The organism is Streptococcus huangxiaojuni (assembly GCF_040930515.1).
Classification (GTDB): Bacteria; Bacillota; Bacilli; order Lactobacillales; family Streptococcaceae; genus Streptococcus; species Streptococcus huangxiaojuni.
In genome coordinates, this window is the sequence record NZ_JBFQEG010000001.1 from 64,449 (window position 1) to 83,351 (window position 18,903).

General features: G+C 43.2%; 16 protein-coding genes and 1 pseudogene. 15 read left to right on the forward strand and 2 right to left on the reverse strand.

The annotated features are described in order from the left end of the window. Positions 1–42 precede the first annotated feature (42 nt). The 4 genes from AB3329_RS00325 (at position 43) to AB3329_RS00340 (ending at position 3,529) form a co-directional block, all read left to right on the forward strand. Positions 43–489 carry a dUTP diphosphatase gene (locus AB3329_RS00325; protein ID WP_368393748.1) on the forward strand — a complete coding sequence of 149 codons (447 nt, stop codon included), beginning with the start codon at positions 43–45 and terminating at the stop codon, positions 487–489. A 123-nt stretch (positions 490–612) separates the two neighbouring features. After that, the gene (gene radA / locus AB3329_RS00330) at positions 613–1,974 is read left to right on the forward strand and encodes a DNA repair protein RadA (protein ID WP_368393946.1); all 1,362 of its coding nucleotides are present in this window, start codon (positions 613–615) and stop codon (positions 1,972–1,974) included. Positions 1,975–2,163: 189 nt separating this feature from the next. After that, a complete protein-coding gene (locus AB3329_RS00335) occupies positions 2,164–2,661 on the forward strand; it encodes a beta-class carbonic anhydrase (RefSeq protein ID WP_368393749.1) in 498 nt (165 codons plus the stop codon). Positions 2,662–2,776: 115 nt separating this feature from the next. Next, complete coding sequence (locus AB3329_RS00340; RefSeq protein WP_368393750.1) at positions 2,777–3,529, forward strand: TIGR00266 family protein; 753 nt, start codon at positions 2,777–2,779, stop codon at positions 3,527–3,529. A gap of 301 nt (positions 3,530–3,830) precedes the next feature. Here the strand turns inward: AB3329_RS00340 and AB3329_RS00345 are convergent, their stop codons facing one another. Beyond that, positions 3,831–4,223, reverse strand: a complete 393-nt coding sequence (locus AB3329_RS00345) for an Lrp/AsnC family transcriptional regulator (protein WP_368393751.1) — start codon at positions 4,221–4,223, stop codon at positions 3,831–3,833. 153 nt (positions 4,224–4,376) lie between these two features. Here AB3329_RS00345 and AB3329_RS00350 point away from each other — a divergent pair, with 153 nt between their 5' ends. Both AB3329_RS00350 and gltX read left to right on the forward strand, forming a co-directional pair. Then, positions 4,377–4,949, forward strand: a complete 573-nt coding sequence (locus tag AB3329_RS00350) for a cysteine hydrolase family protein (RefSeq protein ID WP_368393752.1) — start codon at positions 4,377–4,379, stop codon at positions 4,947–4,949. A gap of 92 nt (positions 4,950–5,041) precedes the next feature. Continuing rightward, positions 5,042–6,508: a glutamate--tRNA ligase gene (gene gltX / locus AB3329_RS00355; protein ID WP_368393753.1), complete on the forward strand. Its 1,467-nt coding sequence runs from the start codon at positions 5,042–5,044 to the stop codon at positions 6,506–6,508. A gap of 41 nt (positions 6,509–6,549) precedes the next feature. Here gltX and AB3329_RS00360 read toward each other — a convergent pair. Continuing rightward, positions 6,550–6,699: pseudogene (locus AB3329_RS00360) on the reverse strand (ISL3 family transposase); the annotation flags it as partial. A 470-nt stretch (positions 6,700–7,169) separates the two neighbouring features. On the opposite strand from AB3329_RS00360, the gene AB3329_RS00370 reads away from it, so the two are divergent. The 9 genes from AB3329_RS00370 (at position 7,170) to AB3329_RS00410 (ending at position 18,429) form a co-directional block, all read left to right on the forward strand. Continuing rightward, the gene (locus tag AB3329_RS00370; RefSeq protein WP_368393754.1) at positions 7,170–8,228 is read left to right on the forward strand and encodes a bifunctional transcriptional activator/DNA repair enzyme AdaA; all 1,059 of its coding nucleotides are present in this window, start codon (positions 7,170–7,172) and stop codon (positions 8,226–8,228) included. A gap of 381 nt (positions 8,229–8,609) precedes the next feature. Continuing rightward, positions 8,610–9,827 (forward strand): argininosuccinate synthase, encoded by a 1,218-nt coding sequence (locus AB3329_RS00375; RefSeq protein WP_368393755.1) that lies wholly within the window; start codon positions 8,610–8,612, stop codon positions 9,825–9,827. A gap of 512 nt (positions 9,828–10,339) precedes the next feature. Then, on the forward strand, positions 10,340–11,725 hold the full coding sequence (argH, locus tag AB3329_RS00380) for an argininosuccinate lyase (RefSeq protein ID WP_438272885.1): 1,386 nt from the start codon (positions 10,340–10,342) through the stop codon (positions 11,723–11,725). An 85-nt stretch (positions 11,726–11,810) separates the two neighbouring features. Next, on the forward strand, positions 11,811–12,170 hold the full coding sequence (rnpA, locus tag AB3329_RS00385) for a ribonuclease P protein component (RefSeq protein ID WP_368393756.1): 360 nt from the start codon (positions 11,811–11,813) through the stop codon (positions 12,168–12,170). Continuing rightward, positions 12,154–12,969 carry a YidC/Oxa1 family membrane protein insertase gene (locus AB3329_RS00390; protein WP_368393757.1) on the forward strand — a complete coding sequence of 272 codons (816 nt, stop codon included), beginning with the start codon at positions 12,154–12,156 and terminating at the stop codon, positions 12,967–12,969. Before rnpA ends, AB3329_RS00390 begins: the two co-directional genes overlap by 17 nt. Before the next feature lie 469 nt (positions 12,970–13,438). Next, positions 13,439–14,422: an RNA-binding cell elongation regulator Jag/EloR gene (gene jag, locus AB3329_RS00395; RefSeq protein WP_368393758.1), complete on the forward strand. Its 984-nt coding sequence runs from the start codon at positions 13,439–13,441 to the stop codon at positions 14,420–14,422. Positions 14,423–14,654: 232 nt separating this feature from the next. Beyond that, positions 14,655–14,789: a 50S ribosomal protein L34 gene (gene rpmH, locus AB3329_RS00400; protein ID WP_003102296.1), complete on the forward strand. Its 135-nt coding sequence runs from the start codon at positions 14,655–14,657 to the stop codon at positions 14,787–14,789. A 1,051-nt stretch (positions 14,790–15,840) separates the two neighbouring features. Continuing rightward, entirely contained in the window at positions 15,841–16,665 is an 825-nt protein-coding gene (locus AB3329_RS00405) for a ZIP family metal transporter (protein ID WP_368393759.1), read from the forward strand. Between the two features lie 783 nt (positions 16,666–17,448). Continuing rightward, positions 17,449–18,429, forward strand: a complete 981-nt coding sequence (locus AB3329_RS00410) for a Gfo/Idh/MocA family protein (protein WP_368393760.1) — start codon at positions 17,449–17,451, stop codon at positions 18,427–18,429. The last annotated feature ends 474 nt before the right edge of the window (positions 18,430–18,903 follow it).

Below are 18,903 nucleotides of genomic sequence, written 5' to 3' on the forward strand. Positions count from 1 at the left end.
TAGAATAACGAATAGATAAAAATGAAGGAAAGGAAGGAAAAGATGTCTAAAATACGTGGTTTTGAACTGGTTTCCGGTTTTACTGATGAGGGTTTGCTGCCGAGGCGTGAGACTGCTCATGCTGCTGGCTATGATTTAAAAGCGGCAGAACAAACAGAAATTGCTCCCGGCGCAATTGTTTTAGTTCCGACAGGTGTTAAGGCTTATATGCAGGCCGGCGAAGTACTCTGCCTCTATGACCGCTCTTCAAATCCGAGAAAAAAGGGCTTGGTGCTGATTAATTCTGTCGGTATTATTGATGGGGATTATTACAACAATCCTGCCAATGAGGGACATATTTTTGCACAAATGCAAAATATTACCGAAACAGCGGTGGTAATCGAGGCTGGAGAGCGGCTTGTTCAAGGGATTTTTATGCCCTTTTTAGTCGCTGACGGAGACAAGGCTGACGGGATTCGTACAGGCGGTTTCGGCAGTACCGGAAAATAAAAAAGACTAAAGCACAGTCAGGGGCGAAGCGGAAAGTGCAAAAGAAACGGTTTGCTGAAATGCCCTGTTTTGCCGCTTATAAATGCTCTTAAGTAAGAATTGATTAAAGAGGAGGAAGAACCTATCGCTAAAAAAAGAACAACCTTTGTCTGTCAAGAATGCGGCTATAATTCTCCCAAATATCTGGGGCGCTGTCCCAACTGTTCGGCCTGGTCCTCTTTTGTAGAGGAAATTGAGACTGCTGAAGTCAAAAATGCGCGTGTCAGCTTGACAGGCGAGAAAACAAAACCGGTTAAGCTGACCGATATTGCTGCGATTAAGGTCAGCCGTATCCAAACCGATCTGGGGGAATTCAACCGTGTCTTGGGCGGAGGTGTTGTACCCGGAAGCTTGGTTCTTATCGGAGGGGATCCCGGTATTGGCAAATCGACCTTGCTTTTGCAGGTCTCAACCCAGCTGGCTCATAAAGGAACTGTTCTCTACGTTTCAGGGGAAGAGTCGGCCGAGCAGATAAAGCTGCGGAGTGAACGTTTGGGAGATATTGACAATGCCTTTTACCTTTATGCTGAAACCAACATGCAGCTGATTCGGACGGAAATTGAAAAGCTTCAGCCGGATTTCTTGATCATTGACTCTATTCAAACCATTATGAGTCCTGACATTTCAAGTGTCCAAGGATCTGTCAGTCAAGTGCGGGAAGTAACAGCTGAGCTCATGCAGCTGGCTAAAACGAATAACATGGCAGTTTTTATTGTCGGTCATGTAACCAAGGAAGGGACCATAGCCGGCCCGCGCATGCTGGAGCATATGGTTGACACTGTCTTGTATTTTGAAGGGGAACGTCATCATACTTTCCGTATCCTGCGGGCGGTTAAAAACCGTTTTGGCTCAACCAATGAAATCGGTATTTTTGAAATGCGGGCTTCTGGTTTGGCAGAAATTCTCAATCCCAGTCAGGTCTTTTTAGAAGAACGTTTGGATGGAGCTACCGGTTCTGCTATTGTGGTAACTATAGAAGGAAGCCGGCCTATCCTTGCAGAGCTGCAGGCCTTGGTTACACCCAGTGTTTTCGGCAATGCTAAGCGGACAACGACTGGCCTTGACTTCAACCGTGTCAGTCTGATTATGGCAGTTTTGGAAAAACGCTGCGGCCTTCTGCTCCAAAATCAGGACGCCTACCTAAAATCAGCCGGAGGTGTAAGATTAGATGAACCGGCCATTGATTTAGCCGTAGCGGTAGCGCTGGCTTCAAGCTATAAGGAAGAGCCAACAGATCCCAAAACCGCTTTTATTGGCGAGATTGGTCTGACTGGTGAAATCCGCCGGGTTAACCGCATTGAACAGCGGATAAAAGAGGCCGCCAAGCTCGGCTTCACCAAAGTCTATGTGCCTAAGAACTCTCTGCAGGGTGTCGAAATACCTGAGACTATTCAGGTCATCGCTGTCAGAACTGTCAGTGAAGTTCTTAAAAAAGTGTTTGGCTGATGGAGAAAGTACTACCTTTCTGCCTAAAAGCCCTCAAAAAGTTTTTGAGCTGCTGATAAAACGACATTGGGCAGGCAGGGAATGCAGCCTGTAAAGCGGTTCCCGGCAAGCCTGCTTAAACCACAAAAGATTTACTTTGCAGCCCGATCGGTTAAAATTTCCGGTCGGCTGCTGATAGGGAGGACGACAGTGTCTTATTTTGACAACTTTTTAAAAACCAACCAAGCTTATGCTGACCTGCATGGGACAGCCCACTTACCGATGAAACCAAAAACCAAGGTTGCGATTGTCACCTGTATGGATGCCCGTCTTCACGTTGCCCAGGCCTTGGGATTAGCACTGGGGGATGCTCACATTTTACGGAATGCCGGCGGACGGGTGACAGAAGATGTGATTCGCTCCTTGGTTATTTCTCAGCAGCAACTGGGGACAGAAGAGATTGTGGTGCTGCATCATACTGACTGCGGTGCACAAACTTTTACCAATACTGCTTTTGCCCAGCAGCTGCAGCGGGATTTGGGAGTAGATGCTGGCGATTGGGACTTTTTGCCTTTTAGCGATGTCGCTGACAGTGTGCGGGAAGATATGGTCCTGCTGCGTCAGTCGCCTTTGATTCCGGCTGATATTACTATTTCCGGAGCGGTTTATGATGTAGATACCGGCCGAATGACAGAGATTAAGGCTTGATATAGCAGCGCTAGATAAAAAATACCAGCCCATGCCCTGTGATACTTGACAGATACCGAAAGACCTGTTATCATCTGTATTAAAATAATAATACAAAAAGCACAGGAGGCGAATAATGGCAGATAATCGGATGAAATTTACTATTGACAGCAACATGCAGTTTCCCTTGGTTGAAATTGCTTTGGAAGCGGGAGAGACAGCTTATATTCAGCGCGGCAGTATGGTTTATCATACGCCCAGCGTCACTCTCAATACAAGGCTCAATGCCCGTGGTTCTGGGCTGGGAAAACTGGTGGGAGCGATTGGCCGTTCAATGACTTCCGGGGAGTCTGCTTTTATTACCCAAGCAGTCTCAAATGCTGATGATGGCAGGCTGGCTTTAGCCCCGTCTGTTCCCGGTCAGGTTATTGCGCTTGAACTGGGAAGCAGGCAGTATCGCCTGAATGATGGCGCCTTCTTAGCTTTGGATGGCTCTGCTCAGTACAAGATGGAACGACAGTCAGTCGGACGTGCCTTTTTCGGAGGACAGGGCGGTCTTTTTGTCATGACAACTGAAGGAGAAGGGACGCTTTTAGCTAATGCCTTTGGCTCGATTAAAAGAATAGAACTCCAAGGAGAAGAAATCACAATCGATAATGCTCATGTTGTAGCCTGGAGCCGTGAATTGCAGTATGATATTCACTTAGAGAACGGTTTTCTGCAGTCTATCGGAACCGGCGAAGGGATTGTCAATTCCTTCCGCGGAACTGGTGAGATTTATGTACAAAGTTTAAATATCGAAACCTTTGCTAACGTTATCGGCAGTCATATTATTACTGGCGGCGGTGATGGCGGCGGCAAATCATCGCTCTTAGACAGCTTCTTGTAATAAGCTGCAGGATAAAATACCCAGTAACGAGCGAGATGAAAACCGTGATGCCAAAGACATTGATTTTCCTTGCTCTTTTAATTTTTGGTGGAACAGACTTGACATGTCTGTAGATGGCCCAGCTGTAAAACAACTGTTTGAAAGGGCTCCCTCTTTTCTGAGCTATTAGAGCATATGCAATCCCAATAAAACAAAGCTGAGACAAATTTCTCAGCTTTGTTTTATTTGTGTAAAAGTGCTATCAGCAGTTGGATTTACAAAAAATCAGCTGCTGAGGTAATTTTCTACAGCAACAATTCCTTTATTTTATCTGCTGCAGGATATTTTCGACATTGTAACGCCCCCAGTATGTCAATCGTTCTAAAAAAGCTTTTAAGTCAGCTTCATTAAAGTGGGCTTTTATTAAATAGCAGGCGTGTCCGGAAACTTTATAGAATTCATCAATTTCTTCATAAGCTGTAGCAAACTGTTCAAAACGGCTGAACTGATTGCTGTCCATATAAACCATAATATATTGCTGGAAGGAATAAGAAATAGCGGTCGTAAAATGCATGATTGTCCCATTTTCCTGAAGTTTACTGATACGATTGCCGACTGCCTGACCGGTTAGATGAACGAGCTGTCCGATTTCTTTGTTTGTTAAACGTCCGTTTGTTTTTAACAGACTGAGAATCTCTTTATCAATATTATCCATTTTATATATCCTTTCACAGTGAAATGAAAAGAACTGATTGTTTTTCATTAAGTGATGGCCATTAACTTACAAAAGTTCTATACTTAATCATACCATATAAAAAGGTATTGGACACAATCAGGCAGCTTTGACTTTTAGAAGGGAGCTAGTATTATGACTAGGCAGGCGTTATTAATTATTGATGTTCAAAAGGATTATTTTCATCTTGGGAAATGTGAATTGGTTAGACCTGAAGAGGCTTTGATTCAGATCAATAGGCTAGAGACCTTATTTTTAAAAAGAAATTTGCCAATTCTCTATATTCAGCATATTAAAAAGAATGAGGACGCTGATTTTTTTGCTGAAAACAGTGAAGGTGCTGAACTGCATCCGAGTTTAAATCTGCAAAAGGAGGCTCTTGTTATTACCAAGCATTTCCCAAATAGCTTTTTGGGGACTGGATTAGATGACAAATTACAAGCTTTGGAAGTCGGTCAGCTGGTTATAGCTGGCATGATGACCCACATGTGTGTTGATTCAACGGTCAGAGCAGCTAAAGAAAAGGGCTATCAGCCTATAGTGATCAGTGATGCGACAGCAACTAAAGATCTCTTCTATAAAAATCAAAAAATAGATGCATCTGATGTTCAGCTGAGTTTTCTGGCTGCTTTACAAACTTTTGCAGTTATAGACACTGCAGCAGATTTTATCAGACGCAGTGAAGCGGAAAATAGCGGGGCACTTTAGATTTTTTCTGCTGTTTTCTCAGAACAATCTCCTTGTTATGTGTTTAATTTGTGCTATAATAAAAACGATTGAAAAAAGGACAGGAGAGAAAGATGGCTCAGAAAATAAGGGTGCGCTACGCCCCAAGCCCTACCGGATTACTGCATATCGGCAATGCGCGGACAGCGCTCTTTAACTACCTTTATGCCCGTCATTACGGCGGAGACTTCATTATCAGAATTGAGGATACTGACCGTAAACGTCATGTGGAAGACGGAGAACGCTCACAGCTGGAGAATCTTCGCTGGCTGGGAATCGACTGGGACGAAAGTCCGGCAGAACCAGGTACTTACGGCCCCTACCGGCAGTCAGAACGTCTGGAGATTTACCAAGGCTACATTAAGGAGCTGCTGGCAAAGGGCTTAGCTTACGAATCATATGTCACTGAAGAAGAACTGGCTGCAGAGCGCGAACGCCAAGAAGCAGCCGGCGAAACACCGCGCTATGTTAATGAATATCTGGGTATGTCTGATGAAGAAAAGGCTGCCTATACCGCAGAGCGCAAAGCTGCCGGTGTCCTGCCGACTGTTCGCTTAGCTGTCAATGAGACCGGTGTCTATAAGTGGAATGACATGGTCAAAGGAGAGATTGAGTTTACAGGAGCCAACATCGGCGGAGACTGGGTCATTCAAAAGAAAGACGGTTATCCAACTTACAATTTTGCAGTTGTTGTTGATGATCATCTTATGGAGATTTCGCATGTCATCCGCGGGGACGATCATATCGCTAATACTCCTAAACAACTGATGGTTTATGAAGCCTTAGGCTGGCAGGCGCCGAATTTTGGGCATATGACCTTGATTATTAACGCTGAAACCGGCAAGAAGCTCTCTAAACGTGATACCAACACCCTGCAGTTTATCGAAGATTACCGTAAAAAAGGGTATTTACCGGAAGCGATCTTTAATTTTATCGCTCTGTTGGGCTGGAATCCGGGTGGTGAAAATGAAATTTTCTCTCGTCAGGAATTGATCGACCTTTTTGATGAAAAGCGTCTCAGTAAATCTCCAGCTGCTTTTGACCAAAAGAAGTTGGACTGGCTGAGCAATGAATACCTCAAAAATGCGGACTTTGATAGAGTCTTTGGCCTGTGCAGACCTTTTCTTGAGTCAGCCGGCCGCCTGACAGACAAGGCTGAAAAATTAGTGGCTCTTTATCAGCCGCAGTTGAAGTCAGCAGACGAAATCCTGCCTTTAACAGACTTATTTTTCGCCGATTTTCCGGAGTTAACTGACACAGAACGTGAATTTATGTCCGGGGAAACAGTACCGACAGTCCTGAAAGCCTTTAAGTCAAAATTGGAGGCCATGAGTGATGAGGACTTTACTGCAGAAAATATCTTTCCGCAAATTAAAGCGGTTCAAAAAGAAACAGGCATCAAAGGGAAAAATCTTTTTATGCCGATTCGTATTGCAGTTTCAGGGGAAATGCACGGACCGGAACTGCCGGATACCATTTTCCTGTTGGGCCGGGACAAGGCTATTAATCATATTGAGAAAATGCTGGAAAAGATATCGTAAAAACAAAAAGACTCTTTGTCAACTGAAGTGGCTGACAGAGTCTAAACCCAAGAGAGAATCAAATTGGTTCTCTCTTTTGTGATGTTTAAGGTGATGAGAATCTCGGTTTTGGAGTTGCGAAGATATCTAAAGCCAAAAGCAGCCCGCTTGATCTCCTTGATAAGTTTACTAGTAGTTTTCAATTTAGCATTAATCCTCTTTGAAAGTAAACTGGGATGGTTTTCGCTGCGTTGACACGGAGATGTGAAATCTTCTAGCGGTATTAGCCATGTTTTCAGTCAAGAGCTGAGTGATTTTTGCCAGACAGGGTGAGAAATCTGGTGACTCTTGTTTACCAATGTGTCTTGGAAACCATCACTTTACGACATGATTGGCATTGAAAGTATCGTTTTTTGAGTTAGAAGATAGTCGGACAGCTTTGAGCATCAAGGATGAGAATTCTAAAGACTTTTTGGAAGTCATACTTAATTATTTTTCTTGACAATGAGGGTGAAGAGGAAACTCATAATCCAGCTTTTCCTGATTTTGATAGTGTTAGGAGCTGCAAGATAAACTTAATTTGACAAATGGGGAGTCTTCCTTATCGCTTTTTTAAAATACTTGTTCAAATTTCGAAAGAAAAAAACAGAAATTAGGAGTAATATGATTTTGGAGGATAAAAATGATTACAGATAAAGAATTAAAAAAACAGTATTACAAAGCCTTGGTGGAGAAGAACTCTGAATTTGATGGTATATTTTTTGCAGCAATTACTACAACAGGGATATTTTGTCATGCAAGTTGCCGTGCTAAAAAACCAAAATTTGAGAATTGTGAGTTTTATAAAACTGCTGAAGAGGCGCTCTTGGCGGGGTTCCGTCCTTGTAAAATCTGTTCCCCCCTTTCTTATCCCAGAACCATCCCAGACGAAGTACAGCAACTCGTAACAGCTGTTGAAAAAGAACCGGAAAAACATTGGAGGGAAAAGGATTTTCAAAAATTAGGTATGCATTCAGCAACAGCTAGACGACAATTTAAGAAATACTATAATATGACATTTGTTCAATATGCTCGTTCTCGTCGTATGGGGATTGCTTTCAAAAAGATAGCAGAAGGCGCAAAGGTTATCGATCAGCAATTAGCTACGGGTTATCAATCAGCTAGTGGATTCAATGATGCCTTTACGAGTATTATGGGGAATCCTGTTAAAAAAATGGAAATTCATTTGCTTATTGCAGACTTTGTTTCTACACCTCTTGGACGTATGATTGCAATAGCTGATGACAATGGTCTGTACCTTCTAGAATTTGAAGATAGACGCGGGCTTGAGAAAGAGATAGAAAAGTTACGCCTCAAACTTAATGCTAGGATAATTGCGGGAAATAATTCTATTCTAAAACAAACATCAAGAGAGGTTGAAGAGTATTTTGCGGGTAAAAATTCTTCATTTACTGTACCATTGTGTTTAACTGGGACGCCTTTTCAAGTTTCTGTTTGGAAACTGTTACAAGAAATTCCAGTTGGAAAAACCAAAAATTACAAAGACTTAGCTTTAGAATTAGGTGATGTTCATAAGGTAAGAGCGGTTGGAAATGCAAATGGTGCGAATCAAATTGCTATCATCATTCCCTGTCATCGAGTCATCAGTTCATCTGGTAAATTGGGAGGCTACGGAGGAGGCCTTGAAAGAAAAAAGTTTTTACTAGGATTGGAAGAGACTATGACAAAATCACTTGAATGAATTATTTTACTAAATTCTGAGTTGAAGTTAGCCCCCATCAGAAATTGTCTTGGGAAACTATAGTTAAAAAATTTCATAAGATAATGGTTAATCCAATTTTCGATAAAAGCAATCTGCCTAGGGGAGTTTTTGCATTTTTAGGTAACAGTTGTTTTATGAGTCTAGAGACATAAATATCAGCCGGAGCTCCCGGCTTTTTTGTATAGTCTTCAGACAATTCCGCAGGGCAGTCAGAAATCAAACCTCGATTCTGTGAGATTTGTCGATTTTTTGGAATAAAAATACATTTTTTTAAAAAATATACATAAAAAGGGTTGACAAAAGAATAAATATACATTATCATGGACACATAGCTAATAAATATAAGAAAAGAGATACAATATGTCTAAAGAAAAAGTCATTTTAGCCTATTCCGGCGGTCTAGATACATCAGTTGCCATCACTTGGCTTAAAAAAGACTATGATGTGATTGCTGTTTGCATGGATGTCGGTGAAGGCAAAGATCTTGATTTTATTCATGATAAAGCCTTAAAAGTCGGAGCTGTTGAATCTTATGTCCTCGATGTTAAGGATGAATTTGCCCAAGACTATGTTCTTCCTGCTCTTTGGGCTCATGCCTACTATGAGCAGAAGTACCCTTTGGTTTCAGCGCTCAGCCGTCCGATTATTGCTAAGAAGCTGGTAGAAATTGCCCATAAAACAAATGCTAGGACGATTGCTCACGGCTGTACCGGTAAGGGAAATGACCAGGTTCGGTTTGAGGTCGCTATCGCTGCGCTTGATCCGAATCTCAAAGTTATCGCACCGGTTCGTGAGTGGAAGTGGTCGCGTGAGGAAGAAATTGAATATGCTAAAGCCCACGGTGTTCCGGTTCCGGCGGATTTGGACAATCCTTATTCAGTTGACCAGAATTTATGGGGACGTGCCAATGAATGTGGTATTCTTGAAAACCCATGGAACGAGGCGCCGGAAGATGCCTTTGGTATTACAAGCGCTGTAGAAGAAGCTCCGGACAAGGCGGATTATATTGAAATTGAGTTTCAAAAAGGAACCCCTGTTGCTCTTGACGGGCAGAAAATGAAGCTGGCTGATTTAATTCAAAAATTAAATGAGCTCGCCGGTAAACACGGAATAGGACGGATTGACCATGTTGAGAACCGTCTGGTTGGTATTAAATCAAGAGAGATTTACGAATGCCCAGGTGCAGTAACACTGTTAGCCGCCCATAAAGAGATTGAAGATTTGACTTTGGTACGGGAAGTCGCTCATTTTAAACCTATTCTTGAGAATGAGCTGGCTAATCTGATTTACAATGCGCTCTGGTTCAGCCCAGCCACCGATGCGATTTTGGCCTATATTAAAGAGAGCCAAAAAAACGTTAACGGTACAGCTAAAGTTAAACTTTATAAAGGCAGCGCAAAAGTGGTTGCCCGCAAGTCTCCTAACTCCCTTTATGATGAGAATCTGGCTACTTATACTAGCGCCGATACCTTTGATCAGGACAGTGCTGTCGGGTTCATCAAACTTTGGGGGCTGCCGACAAAAGTCAACGCTCAGGTACAAGAGCAGGCTCAAAACAATACACCTGAGAATGACTAAAGAAAAGTGCCGGAATATTTCAGATAAAAGTGTCCTGTGAGGCGCATCTGAACCCCCTCTTTTCTTATATAGCAGACTTTCTCGTCAATGTGCCCAGTGAGCCACAACGAGCTTAGATAAAGCCGGTCTGAGAGCTGGCCTTTAAGAATAGTGTCCGGTGAGACAAACCAAGGGTCGGGAGTACCATCTCCCGCCCCATTTTCATAAGAAATAAAAACCCTTAAAAGAGCAAAGCAAAAAGGCGGTAAGCCAGAAATCTCTGATTTCGTCTGCGCCCCCCTGCCAGAACGGCTAGAAAGGTGCGGTCGGCTACTAGGACGACAAAGCTTTTAGACGTTTACGGCTGACGGTAAGTCCGAAATCTTTGATTTCGCAGACGCCCCCTGCCAGGACGACTAGAAGGGTGTTGCCGTTTTGAAATATTAGTTTATCTGAAATCAAAACAAGAAAAAGAGACAAGGGAAACCTGCTGCGGTTCAGGTTTACTTTTTCTTATAAATAGAGGAATCATCATGACAAAAAAAGAAAAACTTTGGGGCGGCCGTTTTGAAGCCAGCCTTGAGGACTGGGTTGAGGCATTTGGAGCGTCAATCAGTTTTGACCAAAAAATGGCTAAATACGATATTCAGGGATCGCTCGCCCATGTCACTATGCTGGGTGAGACGGGAATTATTGCAGCAGAAGAGGCTGCTGCCATCAAAGCCGGCCTTGAAAAACTACTTAAGCAGTATGAAGACGGACAGTTGGTGTTTACTGTGGACAATGAGGATATTCACATGAATATCGAGGCCCTCCTGACGGCTGAGATTGGGCCTGTGGCAGGAAAGCTTCATACGGCGCGCTCACGGAATGATCAGGTCGCGACAGATATGCATCTGTATCTGAAAGCGAAATTAAAAGAAGTGCTGGAAAAATTGGACCATTTGCGCCAGGTGCTGCTTGATCTTGCCCAAGAGCATACTTATACCATTATGCCAGGCTACACTCACTTGCAGCATGCTCAGCCTGTTTCTTTCGGTCACCATCTGCTGGCCTACTATAGTATGTTTACAAGGGACAGCGAGCGTTTTGATTTCAATTTTGAACATACGGACCTCTCTCCCTTAGGAGCGGCTGCTCTTGCTGGGACAACCTTCCCTATTGACCGTGAGCGGACAGCAGATTTGCTCGGTTTAGCTAAGCCTTACAGCAACTCGCTTGATGCAGTATCGGACCGCGATTTTATTTTAGAATTTCTGGCTAATGCCAGTATTTTGATGATGCATATGAGCCGTTTGTGTGAAGAGCTGATCAGCTGGTGTTCTCATGAATTCCATTTTATCAGTTTGTCTGACACTTTTTCAACCGGATCGTCCATCATGCCGCAGAAAAAAAATCCCGATATGGCGGAATTGATTCGCGGGAAATCGGGCCGAGTTTATGGAAATCTGCTCAGCCTGCTGACCGTTATGAAATCTCTTCCTCTAGCTTACAATAAAGATTTGCAGGAAGATAAAGAGGGGATGTTTGATACAGCAGAAACCATAACAGTTGCTCTGGATATTTTAGCCGGCATGCTTGATACAATGACTGTCCACAAGGAAGAAATGTCTCAGGCAACGGAAAAAGATTTTTCCAATGCAACTGAGCTTGCCGACTATCTGGCCAGCAAAGGTCTGCCCTTTCGTGAGGCCCACGCTCTTGTCGGCAAGTTGGTTTTAGAGTGTACGAAAGGCGGATATTACCTGCAGGATGTCCCTTTGGAACGCTATCAGGAATTATCTGATTTAATTGAAGAGGATATTTACCAAGCTCTCCGCTCCCGCACAGCAGTTGAGAGGAGGCAGTCGCTTGGGGGGACAGGTTTTGAGCAGGTTAAAGAGCAGATAAAACAAGCCAAAGACGATTTGAAATCATAAGTATAGAAAGCCAAAATACCAAGGGTTGAGGCTTTTTTCTATTTTGTGGTATAATAGTAATAATTTAGATGTTTGGAGTTGTGTTTTGAAGAAGACCTATCGTGTCAAGAGCGACAAAGATTTTCAAGCCATTTTTGACCATGGGGAAAATGTTGCTAACAGGCGGTTTGTTGTCTACCGTTTAGCAAAGCAGCAGCAGCACTTTAGAGCCGGAATTTCTGTCGGTAAAAAAATCGGCAAGGCGGTTATCCGTAATGCGGTTAAGCGTAAAATCCGGCATGCGCTTATGGAGTTTCAAAGCCATCTGGCTTCTGATGATTTTGTTGTAATTGCCAGAAAAGGAGTGGAATCTTTGGATTATCATGAGATAAAGAAAAATTTGCGGCATGTTCTTAAACTTGCTAAATTATATCAGGAAGGTTCAGATAGTGAAAAGAAAAATTAAGTTATCAGGGTTAGCTGTCGGCGGTCTTTTATTTTTGTCTGCCTGCAGCCGCAGTGAGGTCAGTGCTTCATCCGGCAATGGATGGGATCAGCTTGTTTATTTTTTTGCTCAAGCCATCAGGTGGCTGTCGTTCGGCGGATCCATCGGGCTGGGGATTGTTCTCTTTACCATTATTATCCGTGCCCTGATGATGCCTTTATATAATATGCAAATCAAGTCCGGGCAAAAAATGCAGGATCTTCAGCCCGAGTTAAAAGCTTTGCAGGCCCAGTATTCTGGGAGAGACAGCGGGAGCCGGATGAAATTGGCCGAGGAAAGCCAGGCTCTCTATAAAAAATATGGTGTTAATCCTTATGCCAGCTTTATTCCGCTGGCCATTCAAATGCCGGTTATGATTGCCCTCTATCAGGCACTGACACGTGTTGCTTTTTTGCGTACTGGGCGATTTTTATGGCTGGAGCTGTCACAGCCCGATCCGTATTTTATTCTTGCGGTTCTGGCTGCCGTCTTTACTTTCCTTTCTTCTTGGCTGACAAATAAGGCGGCTAAGGAGGCCAATTTTGCAATGACAGTCATGACCTATTTGCTGCCGGCCTTGATTTTCTTTATGGGCTTCCGATTAGCCAGCGGGATTGTCCTTTATTGGACAGTCTCTAATGCTTTTCAGGTTGTTCAGATTCTCCTGCTCAATAATCCTTTTAAGATTATTGCAGCCCGGCAGCAGGCTGAACAGGAAGCTAAAGAGCGTCAGGCAAAAATGCGCCGCGCCAGAAAAAAAGCAAGAAAGCAAAGAAAATAAAGGTACACGCCCTAAAATCCTAGTGAAAAAGATGGCTGTCAGCGTGATGCTAGCATCACTTGCCATCCCCTATTTTCATACGGATTTTTCACGGGCTTTGTATCTTGTTAATTGAACACGGCCTAAGAGCTGTGCAAAAAAGATAGCCTGTCCTAGAGCCTTGTGGCTCTTCGTCCAGTCTCCTATTTTTGCTTTGCTCTTTTAACGGCCTTTGTATCTTGTTGGAATCGAGCATGCCCTAAAATCCTAGTGAAAAAGATGGCTGTCAGCGTGATGCTAGCATCACTTGCTATCCCCTATTTTCATACGGATTTTTCACGGGCTTTGTATCTTGTTGGAATTGAACACGCCCTAAGAGCTGTGCAAAAAAGATAGCCCTCCCTTGAGTCTTAGTGACTCGGCGGTCAGGCTCCTATTTTTGCTTTGCTCTTTTCACGGGCTTTGTATCTTGTTGAAGGAGAGAGTTGTTATGGTGATTTTCACAGGTTCAACTGTTGAAGAGGCTATTGAAAAAGGATTGGAAGAGTTGCAAATCTCGCGTTTGAAAGCACATATCAAGGTTATTGCACGTGAGAAAAAAGGATTTCTGTGGTTTGGAAAGAAACCGGCTCAAGTTGATATTGAAGGGATTGCTGAAACGACAGCGCATAAGGCTGACCAAAGAGCGGTCAAAGGGGTGCCTGATGCTGTTAATCGGCAAAATGAACCTGTCTCTTCACAGCGTGAGGACGCCCTCGAAATGGCTAAAATCAGCGGCATGATAAAGAAAAAAGAAAAAGCCGGTCAAGCTGTTGGGGACAAATTTAAGGAAACGGTCTTGGATACTAAAAAAACACCGCAGACACTTTTAAGAGAAGTTCAAAAGGAAGAAGGTGTTTTGGAAGATGGTCCGGCAGAGAGTGCTCCGGTCAGCAGCTCACTATCTGAAGCAGCAGAAAGGGACAGTGATTTTGCAGCCTTTGTAGCAGCAGAGTTTGAAGTGGAAGCTCAAAGTGGTAATATTGAACAGGCAGTTGCTGGCGTAAGTGATTATGTCAAAAAGATTATTTATGAGATGGATATTGATGCCACTATTGAGACTAGCCATACGAGCCGTCAGATTAATCTGCAGATTGAAACACCGGAAGCCGGCCGTGTCATCGGTTATCATGGGAAAGTTTTAAAATCGCTGCAGCTTTTAGCTCAGAATTTCCTGTATGATCGCTTTTCAAAAAATTTCATTGTTTCGCTGAATGTCCATGACTATATTGAACATCGGACCGAAACGCTGATTGACTTCACACAGAAGGTTGCCAGACGGGTGCTGGATTCAGGCCGCAGTTATACCATGGACCCAATGAGTAACAGTGAGCGAAAAATCGTTCATAAAACGATTACTAAAATTGAAGGTGTCGAGAGCTATTCAGAAGGCAATGACCCCAACCGCTATGTTGTGGTCGCTTATAAGCGATAAAACACGCATTAAGTTGTTGGGGCAAAAAGCAGTAGGAAGTGCAAGTGAGTTCGGAATATGCTTTCCTTGAAATCCTGCATCAGTTTCTCTATATTTTCTTTCGTTCAATAAAAGTTCAGTAAATCTTGACAGGGTCGGCGCTTTATTATAAAATAGGTTAGTATGTTTAGTAACTGATATCACAATAGCCGGCTAAACGAATACGAAAATCTATGAGGAGGTATTCTTAAACGTGAAACGTACTTATCAACCAAGTAAAATCCGCCGTCAGCGGAAACACGGTTTCCGCCATCGGATGGCGACTAAAAACGGCCGCCGTGTGCTTGCCAGCCGCCGCCGCAAAGGGCGTAAAGTTTTATCAGCTTAAAAGAGCTGTGTTGTAACAAGGGACCGGAAGTGCTCGAGGCTTTCGGTTTTTTTAATGCAGTGCCTGTTCAAAATGTTTTTACTTTTAAAATTAATCTCTGGGAAAAAGCAAATAAAGGTCTTTTCCAATCGCGCTGTGCTGGGTTAGCAGAAATTTTAAACTATCGCTGTAAAAGTCAGCAGGCGGAGAAGCAAAGCTGTTTTTATATTTTTCTTAAATTGATTTTAATTTATTTTGTGATATGATAAAAACAACAGGTTTAAAAGAGCAGGGGTTTAGAAAATAGAAGCTGGAACAGATATTCGTTTTAAACTATACAACCTAGGTGAATCCGCATTAAGTTTAGAGATTGACTGGCTGCAGGGGTGTGCAGACGAAATCAAAGATTTCTGGCTTACCGCCAGCCGTATCCGTCTGAAGGCTTTGCAGTCTTTACAGCCTGCAGCACCCTTCTAGTCGTCTTGGCAGGGGTGCGCAGACGAAATCAAAGATTTCTGGCTTACCGCCTTTTTGCGGTGCTCTTTTAACGGGCTTTGTATCTTGTTGGAACTGAACACGCCCTAAACGCTGCGGGAAAAAGATGTCCTGACTTAGAATCTGGCGATTCGTCAGTCAGTCCCCTATTTTCCTTTTGCGTTCTTAACGGGCTTTGTATCTTGGTGAATTGAACACGCCCTAAGAGCTGTGCAGTGAAATCATCCAGTGGATGATTTCAGCCCGAACCTAGAAAAGGGAAAGTGAGGGGACTGGGAATCTGTATAGTTACCTAGTTACCGCTAGCCGTATCCGTCTGAAGGCTTTATCGTCCTAGCGGCCGACCGCAGCCTTCTAGTCGTCCTGGCAGAGGTGCGCCGACGAAATCGAAGATTTCTGGCTTACCGCCTTTTTGCTTTGCTCTTTTTACGGGCTTTGTATCTTATTTGAACTGAACACGGCCTAAAATCCTAGTGAAAAAGATGGCTGCCAGCGTGATGCCAGCATCACTTGCCATCCCCTATTTTCATACGGATTTTTTTAACGGCCTTTGTATCTTATGAAAGAGAGTGATGAGATGATTGAGTGGATGATGTCACAGAATGTGATCTGGTTGGCGCTTTTGGCTGGTTTGTTTACTTGGGGCTGTACAATCCTTGGTTCAGGTGTGGTGCTTTTCTTTAGGAATATCAGTCGAAAACTTTTGGATGTTATGATGGGGTTTGCGGCCGGCGTTATGATTGCAGCCTCCTTTTGGTCTCTTTTGGCTCCATCAATCGAATATGCAGAAGCAGACTATGGCGGCTGGGCTTGGTTTCCTGCAACTGTCGGTTTTATACTGGGCGGTCTTGGTCTTCGCTTAATTGATGCTATTGTTCCGCATCTGCATTTAGGCAAGGATGTTGACGATGCTGAAGGGATTCAGCCTAAGAAAAAATTATCCAAAACTGCCCTGCTTTTTTTGGCTATAACGATTCACAATTTTCCGGAAGGATTGGCTGTGGGGGTTACTTTTGGGGCTTTGGCATCAGGGAATATGACCGTAGCCGGTTTAGTCGGAGCTATCGGTTTGGCGATTGGAATTGGTCTGCAAAATATTCCTGAGGGAGCAGCACTTTCTATTCCTATCAGAGCCGATGGCAGTTCACGCGCTCATGCCTTTTATATGGGTTCTATGTCTGCTATAGTTGAGCCGATCGGTGCTGTACTTGGTGCTGCTCTGGTCATGATTATGCTTCAGATTATTCCTTATGCTTTAGCTTTTGCAGCAGGAGCTATGATTTTTGTCGTAGTGGAGGAACTAATCCCTGAGTCGCAGACCAACGGCAATACAGATATTGCGACACTTGGTCTGATGGCCGGTTTTGTTATCATGATGGTAATGGATGTTGCATTAGGATAATGGGCGAGCAAGACAGAAATCAGGAATGTTGTTTTTGTTTTGGTATCCTTGTATATTCAGTTATAAAATGAGGCCGGGGTTCCCCGGCCTCAAGCAATATTTATAGGATTATAGCAGTTTATTTACTTATTTAAGTTCTTCTTTAGTTGTCAAGCAGCAACTTAAATACTCTTTAAAAGAGCTGTCCTTTTTCCTATAAAATGATACACTATAAGTAACACAAAAAGTTTTAAAATACGATCTAAAAACTGTGGAGTGAGAGGGCATGCAGCAGGAGCTTCCTGTTGCACTGGCTTGTGGCTGCGGACATCTGAGAGTGGGACAGCACTTCAAACAGTCACTTTCTATTTCTAGGTTCGGATCGAAGTCATTCGCTGGCTGATTTCACTCCCGCAAGGTCTAGTGAGCATTTTAAAGTTTTAAAAAAGAGTAAAATATCAATAGACCTCTGTATTTTAGCAGGCTTGCGTCTGCGAAATCGAAGATTTCGGACTTACCGTCATTTTTACTTTGCATTTTTAACGCCCGTTGTATCTTGTGAAATTGAACACGGGCTAAGCTCTTTGCAAAAAAGACAGCCTTCCCTAGAGTCTTTAGTGACTCGGCGGTCAGGCTCCTATTTTTGCTGTGAGCTTTAAACGCTCTTTGTATCTTGTAAATTGAACATGGGCTAAAATCCTAGTGAAAAAGATGGCTGTCATCGTGATGCGAGCATCGCTTGTCATCCCCTATTTTCATACGGATTTTTATACGCCCGTTGTATCTTGTGAAAGGAGATAGTTGATGCGTTTAACGATTGTTGGTTCAGGGATGATTGTTTCTGATTTTTTGAGTATTATAACGGATTTGCCTGAGCTTCAGCTGGAATCACTGGTTGGAACAAAGCGCAGTTGGGAGACACTGCAGGCCATGAAGGCGGAATATGGTTTTAGATACTGTTATACTGATGCTGAAGAGGCCTTTGCCAAAGATAGTTCAGATACGGTTTACATCGCTGTCCCCAATCATTTGCACTACCGCTTCAGTAAATTGGCTTTAGAGGCCGGGAAAAATGTGATTTGTGAGAAACCTTTTACCCTTAAAGCAGATGAATTAAGACATTTAAAAGTCTTAGCGGAAGAAAAAGGGCTTATATTGCTGGAAGCCATTACTAACCAATATTTAGGCAATTATGCTTATATTAAAGAAACGCTGCCGACCTTGGGAGATTTAAAGCTGGTTGAATGCAACTACTCTCAGTATTCATCGCGTTATGATGCCTTTAAACAAGGGACGGTCCTGCCGGCTTTTGACCGGGAAAAAGGGGGCGGAGCTCTTATGGATATTAACATCTATAATATCCATTTTGTTGTCGGTCTGCTTGGCAAGCCAACAGCGGTCCATTATTATCCTAATATTGAGCGGGGGATCGATACATCCGGTATTTTGATTTTAGATTATGATGGTACTAAGGCTGTTTGCATTGGCGCCAAAGATTCTGAATCCGAGATTCGGACCACTCTTCAAGGCAATAAAGGCGCTTTAGTCGTTAATGGTGCAACCAATACTCTCCCAAGTTTAACGTTAAGCTATCATAAGAGCAGTCCTCAGGAAAAAAATAACAATCACCATCCGCACCGTATGTACAGCGAGTTTAAACAGTTTATCAAAGTTATTGCGGAAGGGGATTTGACCTTTGCGCGTGAGCAGTTGGAGCACAGCCTAATCGTTATGGAAGTCCTTGAAGAAGCAAGGAACAGTATGGCAGTAATGAAAGAGAACTGAAATGGGTCAATATCAAGACTCGTGGGACTGGGTCCGCCAGCAAAGTCTGCCAGTTTGGTTCCGACTTTTTGTGAATTGTATAGTCTGCCTGAGGTTCGACCGACCATTTTTGGGCTTAAAAAAAGAATGGTTGGATAAGGGCTGCAGAGCTGAAAAGGTTTCTTTAAAAAGCAAATGGTAGGTGCTCTTTAATGGAGCAGGGAAGGGTGGCTGGGATGAAAGTCCTGCCTCATTTCACTTTTTTAAACAGATACGTTTGACGCAGTGGTTGAAGGGATAGCCACCTCCTTAATCAGCTGTGCGGAGGGGACAAGAAAATCGAAATCGGCATTTTATAACGATTTACCGATTTTTATCCCACTCTCAAATGGGAATGAAATTTAGTCTTTCAGAAAAAGAGCTGCAGCAAAGCTTTTGAGAAACCTTTAAGCCGCAGCGTATGATTTGAAATATAGTGTCAGCAAGAAAATAAGG

Excerpts from the sequence above, each read along its gene's own strand:
- AB3329_RS00370 (WP_368393754.1), top strand. The coding sequence starts at position 7,170 with ATGATTACAGATAAAGAATTAAAAAAACAGTATTACAAAGCCTTGGTG.
- AB3329_RS00340 (WP_368393750.1), top strand. The coding sequence starts at position 2,777 with ATGGCAGATAATCGGATGAAATTTACTATTGACAGCAACATGCAGTTT.
- jag (WP_368393758.1), top strand. The coding sequence starts at position 13,439 with ATGGTGATTTTCACAGGTTCAACTGTTGAAGAGGCTATTGAAAAAGGA.
- AB3329_RS00405 (WP_368393759.1), top strand. The coding sequence starts at position 15,841 with ATGATTGAGTGGATGATGTCACAGAATGTGATCTGGTTGGCGCTTTTG.
- AB3329_RS00410 (WP_368393760.1), top strand. The coding sequence starts at position 17,449 with ATGCGTTTAACGATTGTTGGTTCAGGGATGATTGTTTCTGATTTTTTG.
- AB3329_RS00350 (WP_368393752.1), top strand. The coding sequence starts at position 4,377 with ATGACTAGGCAGGCGTTATTAATTATTGATGTTCAAAAGGATTATTTT.
- argH (WP_438272885.1), top strand. The coding sequence starts at position 10,340 with ATGACAAAAAAAGAAAAACTTTGGGGCGGCCGTTTTGAAGCCAGCCTT.
- AB3329_RS00345 (WP_368393751.1), bottom strand. The coding sequence starts at position 4,223 with ATGGATAATATTGATAAAGAGATTCTCAGTCTGTTAAAAACAAACGGA.
- AB3329_RS00325 (WP_368393748.1), top strand. The coding sequence starts at position 43 with ATGTCTAAAATACGTGGTTTTGAACTGGTTTCCGGTTTTACTGATGAG.
- gltX (WP_368393753.1), top strand. The coding sequence starts at position 5,042 with ATGGCTCAGAAAATAAGGGTGCGCTACGCCCCAAGCCCTACCGGATTA.
- AB3329_RS00375 (WP_368393755.1), top strand. The coding sequence starts at position 8,610 with ATGTCTAAAGAAAAAGTCATTTTAGCCTATTCCGGCGGTCTAGATACA.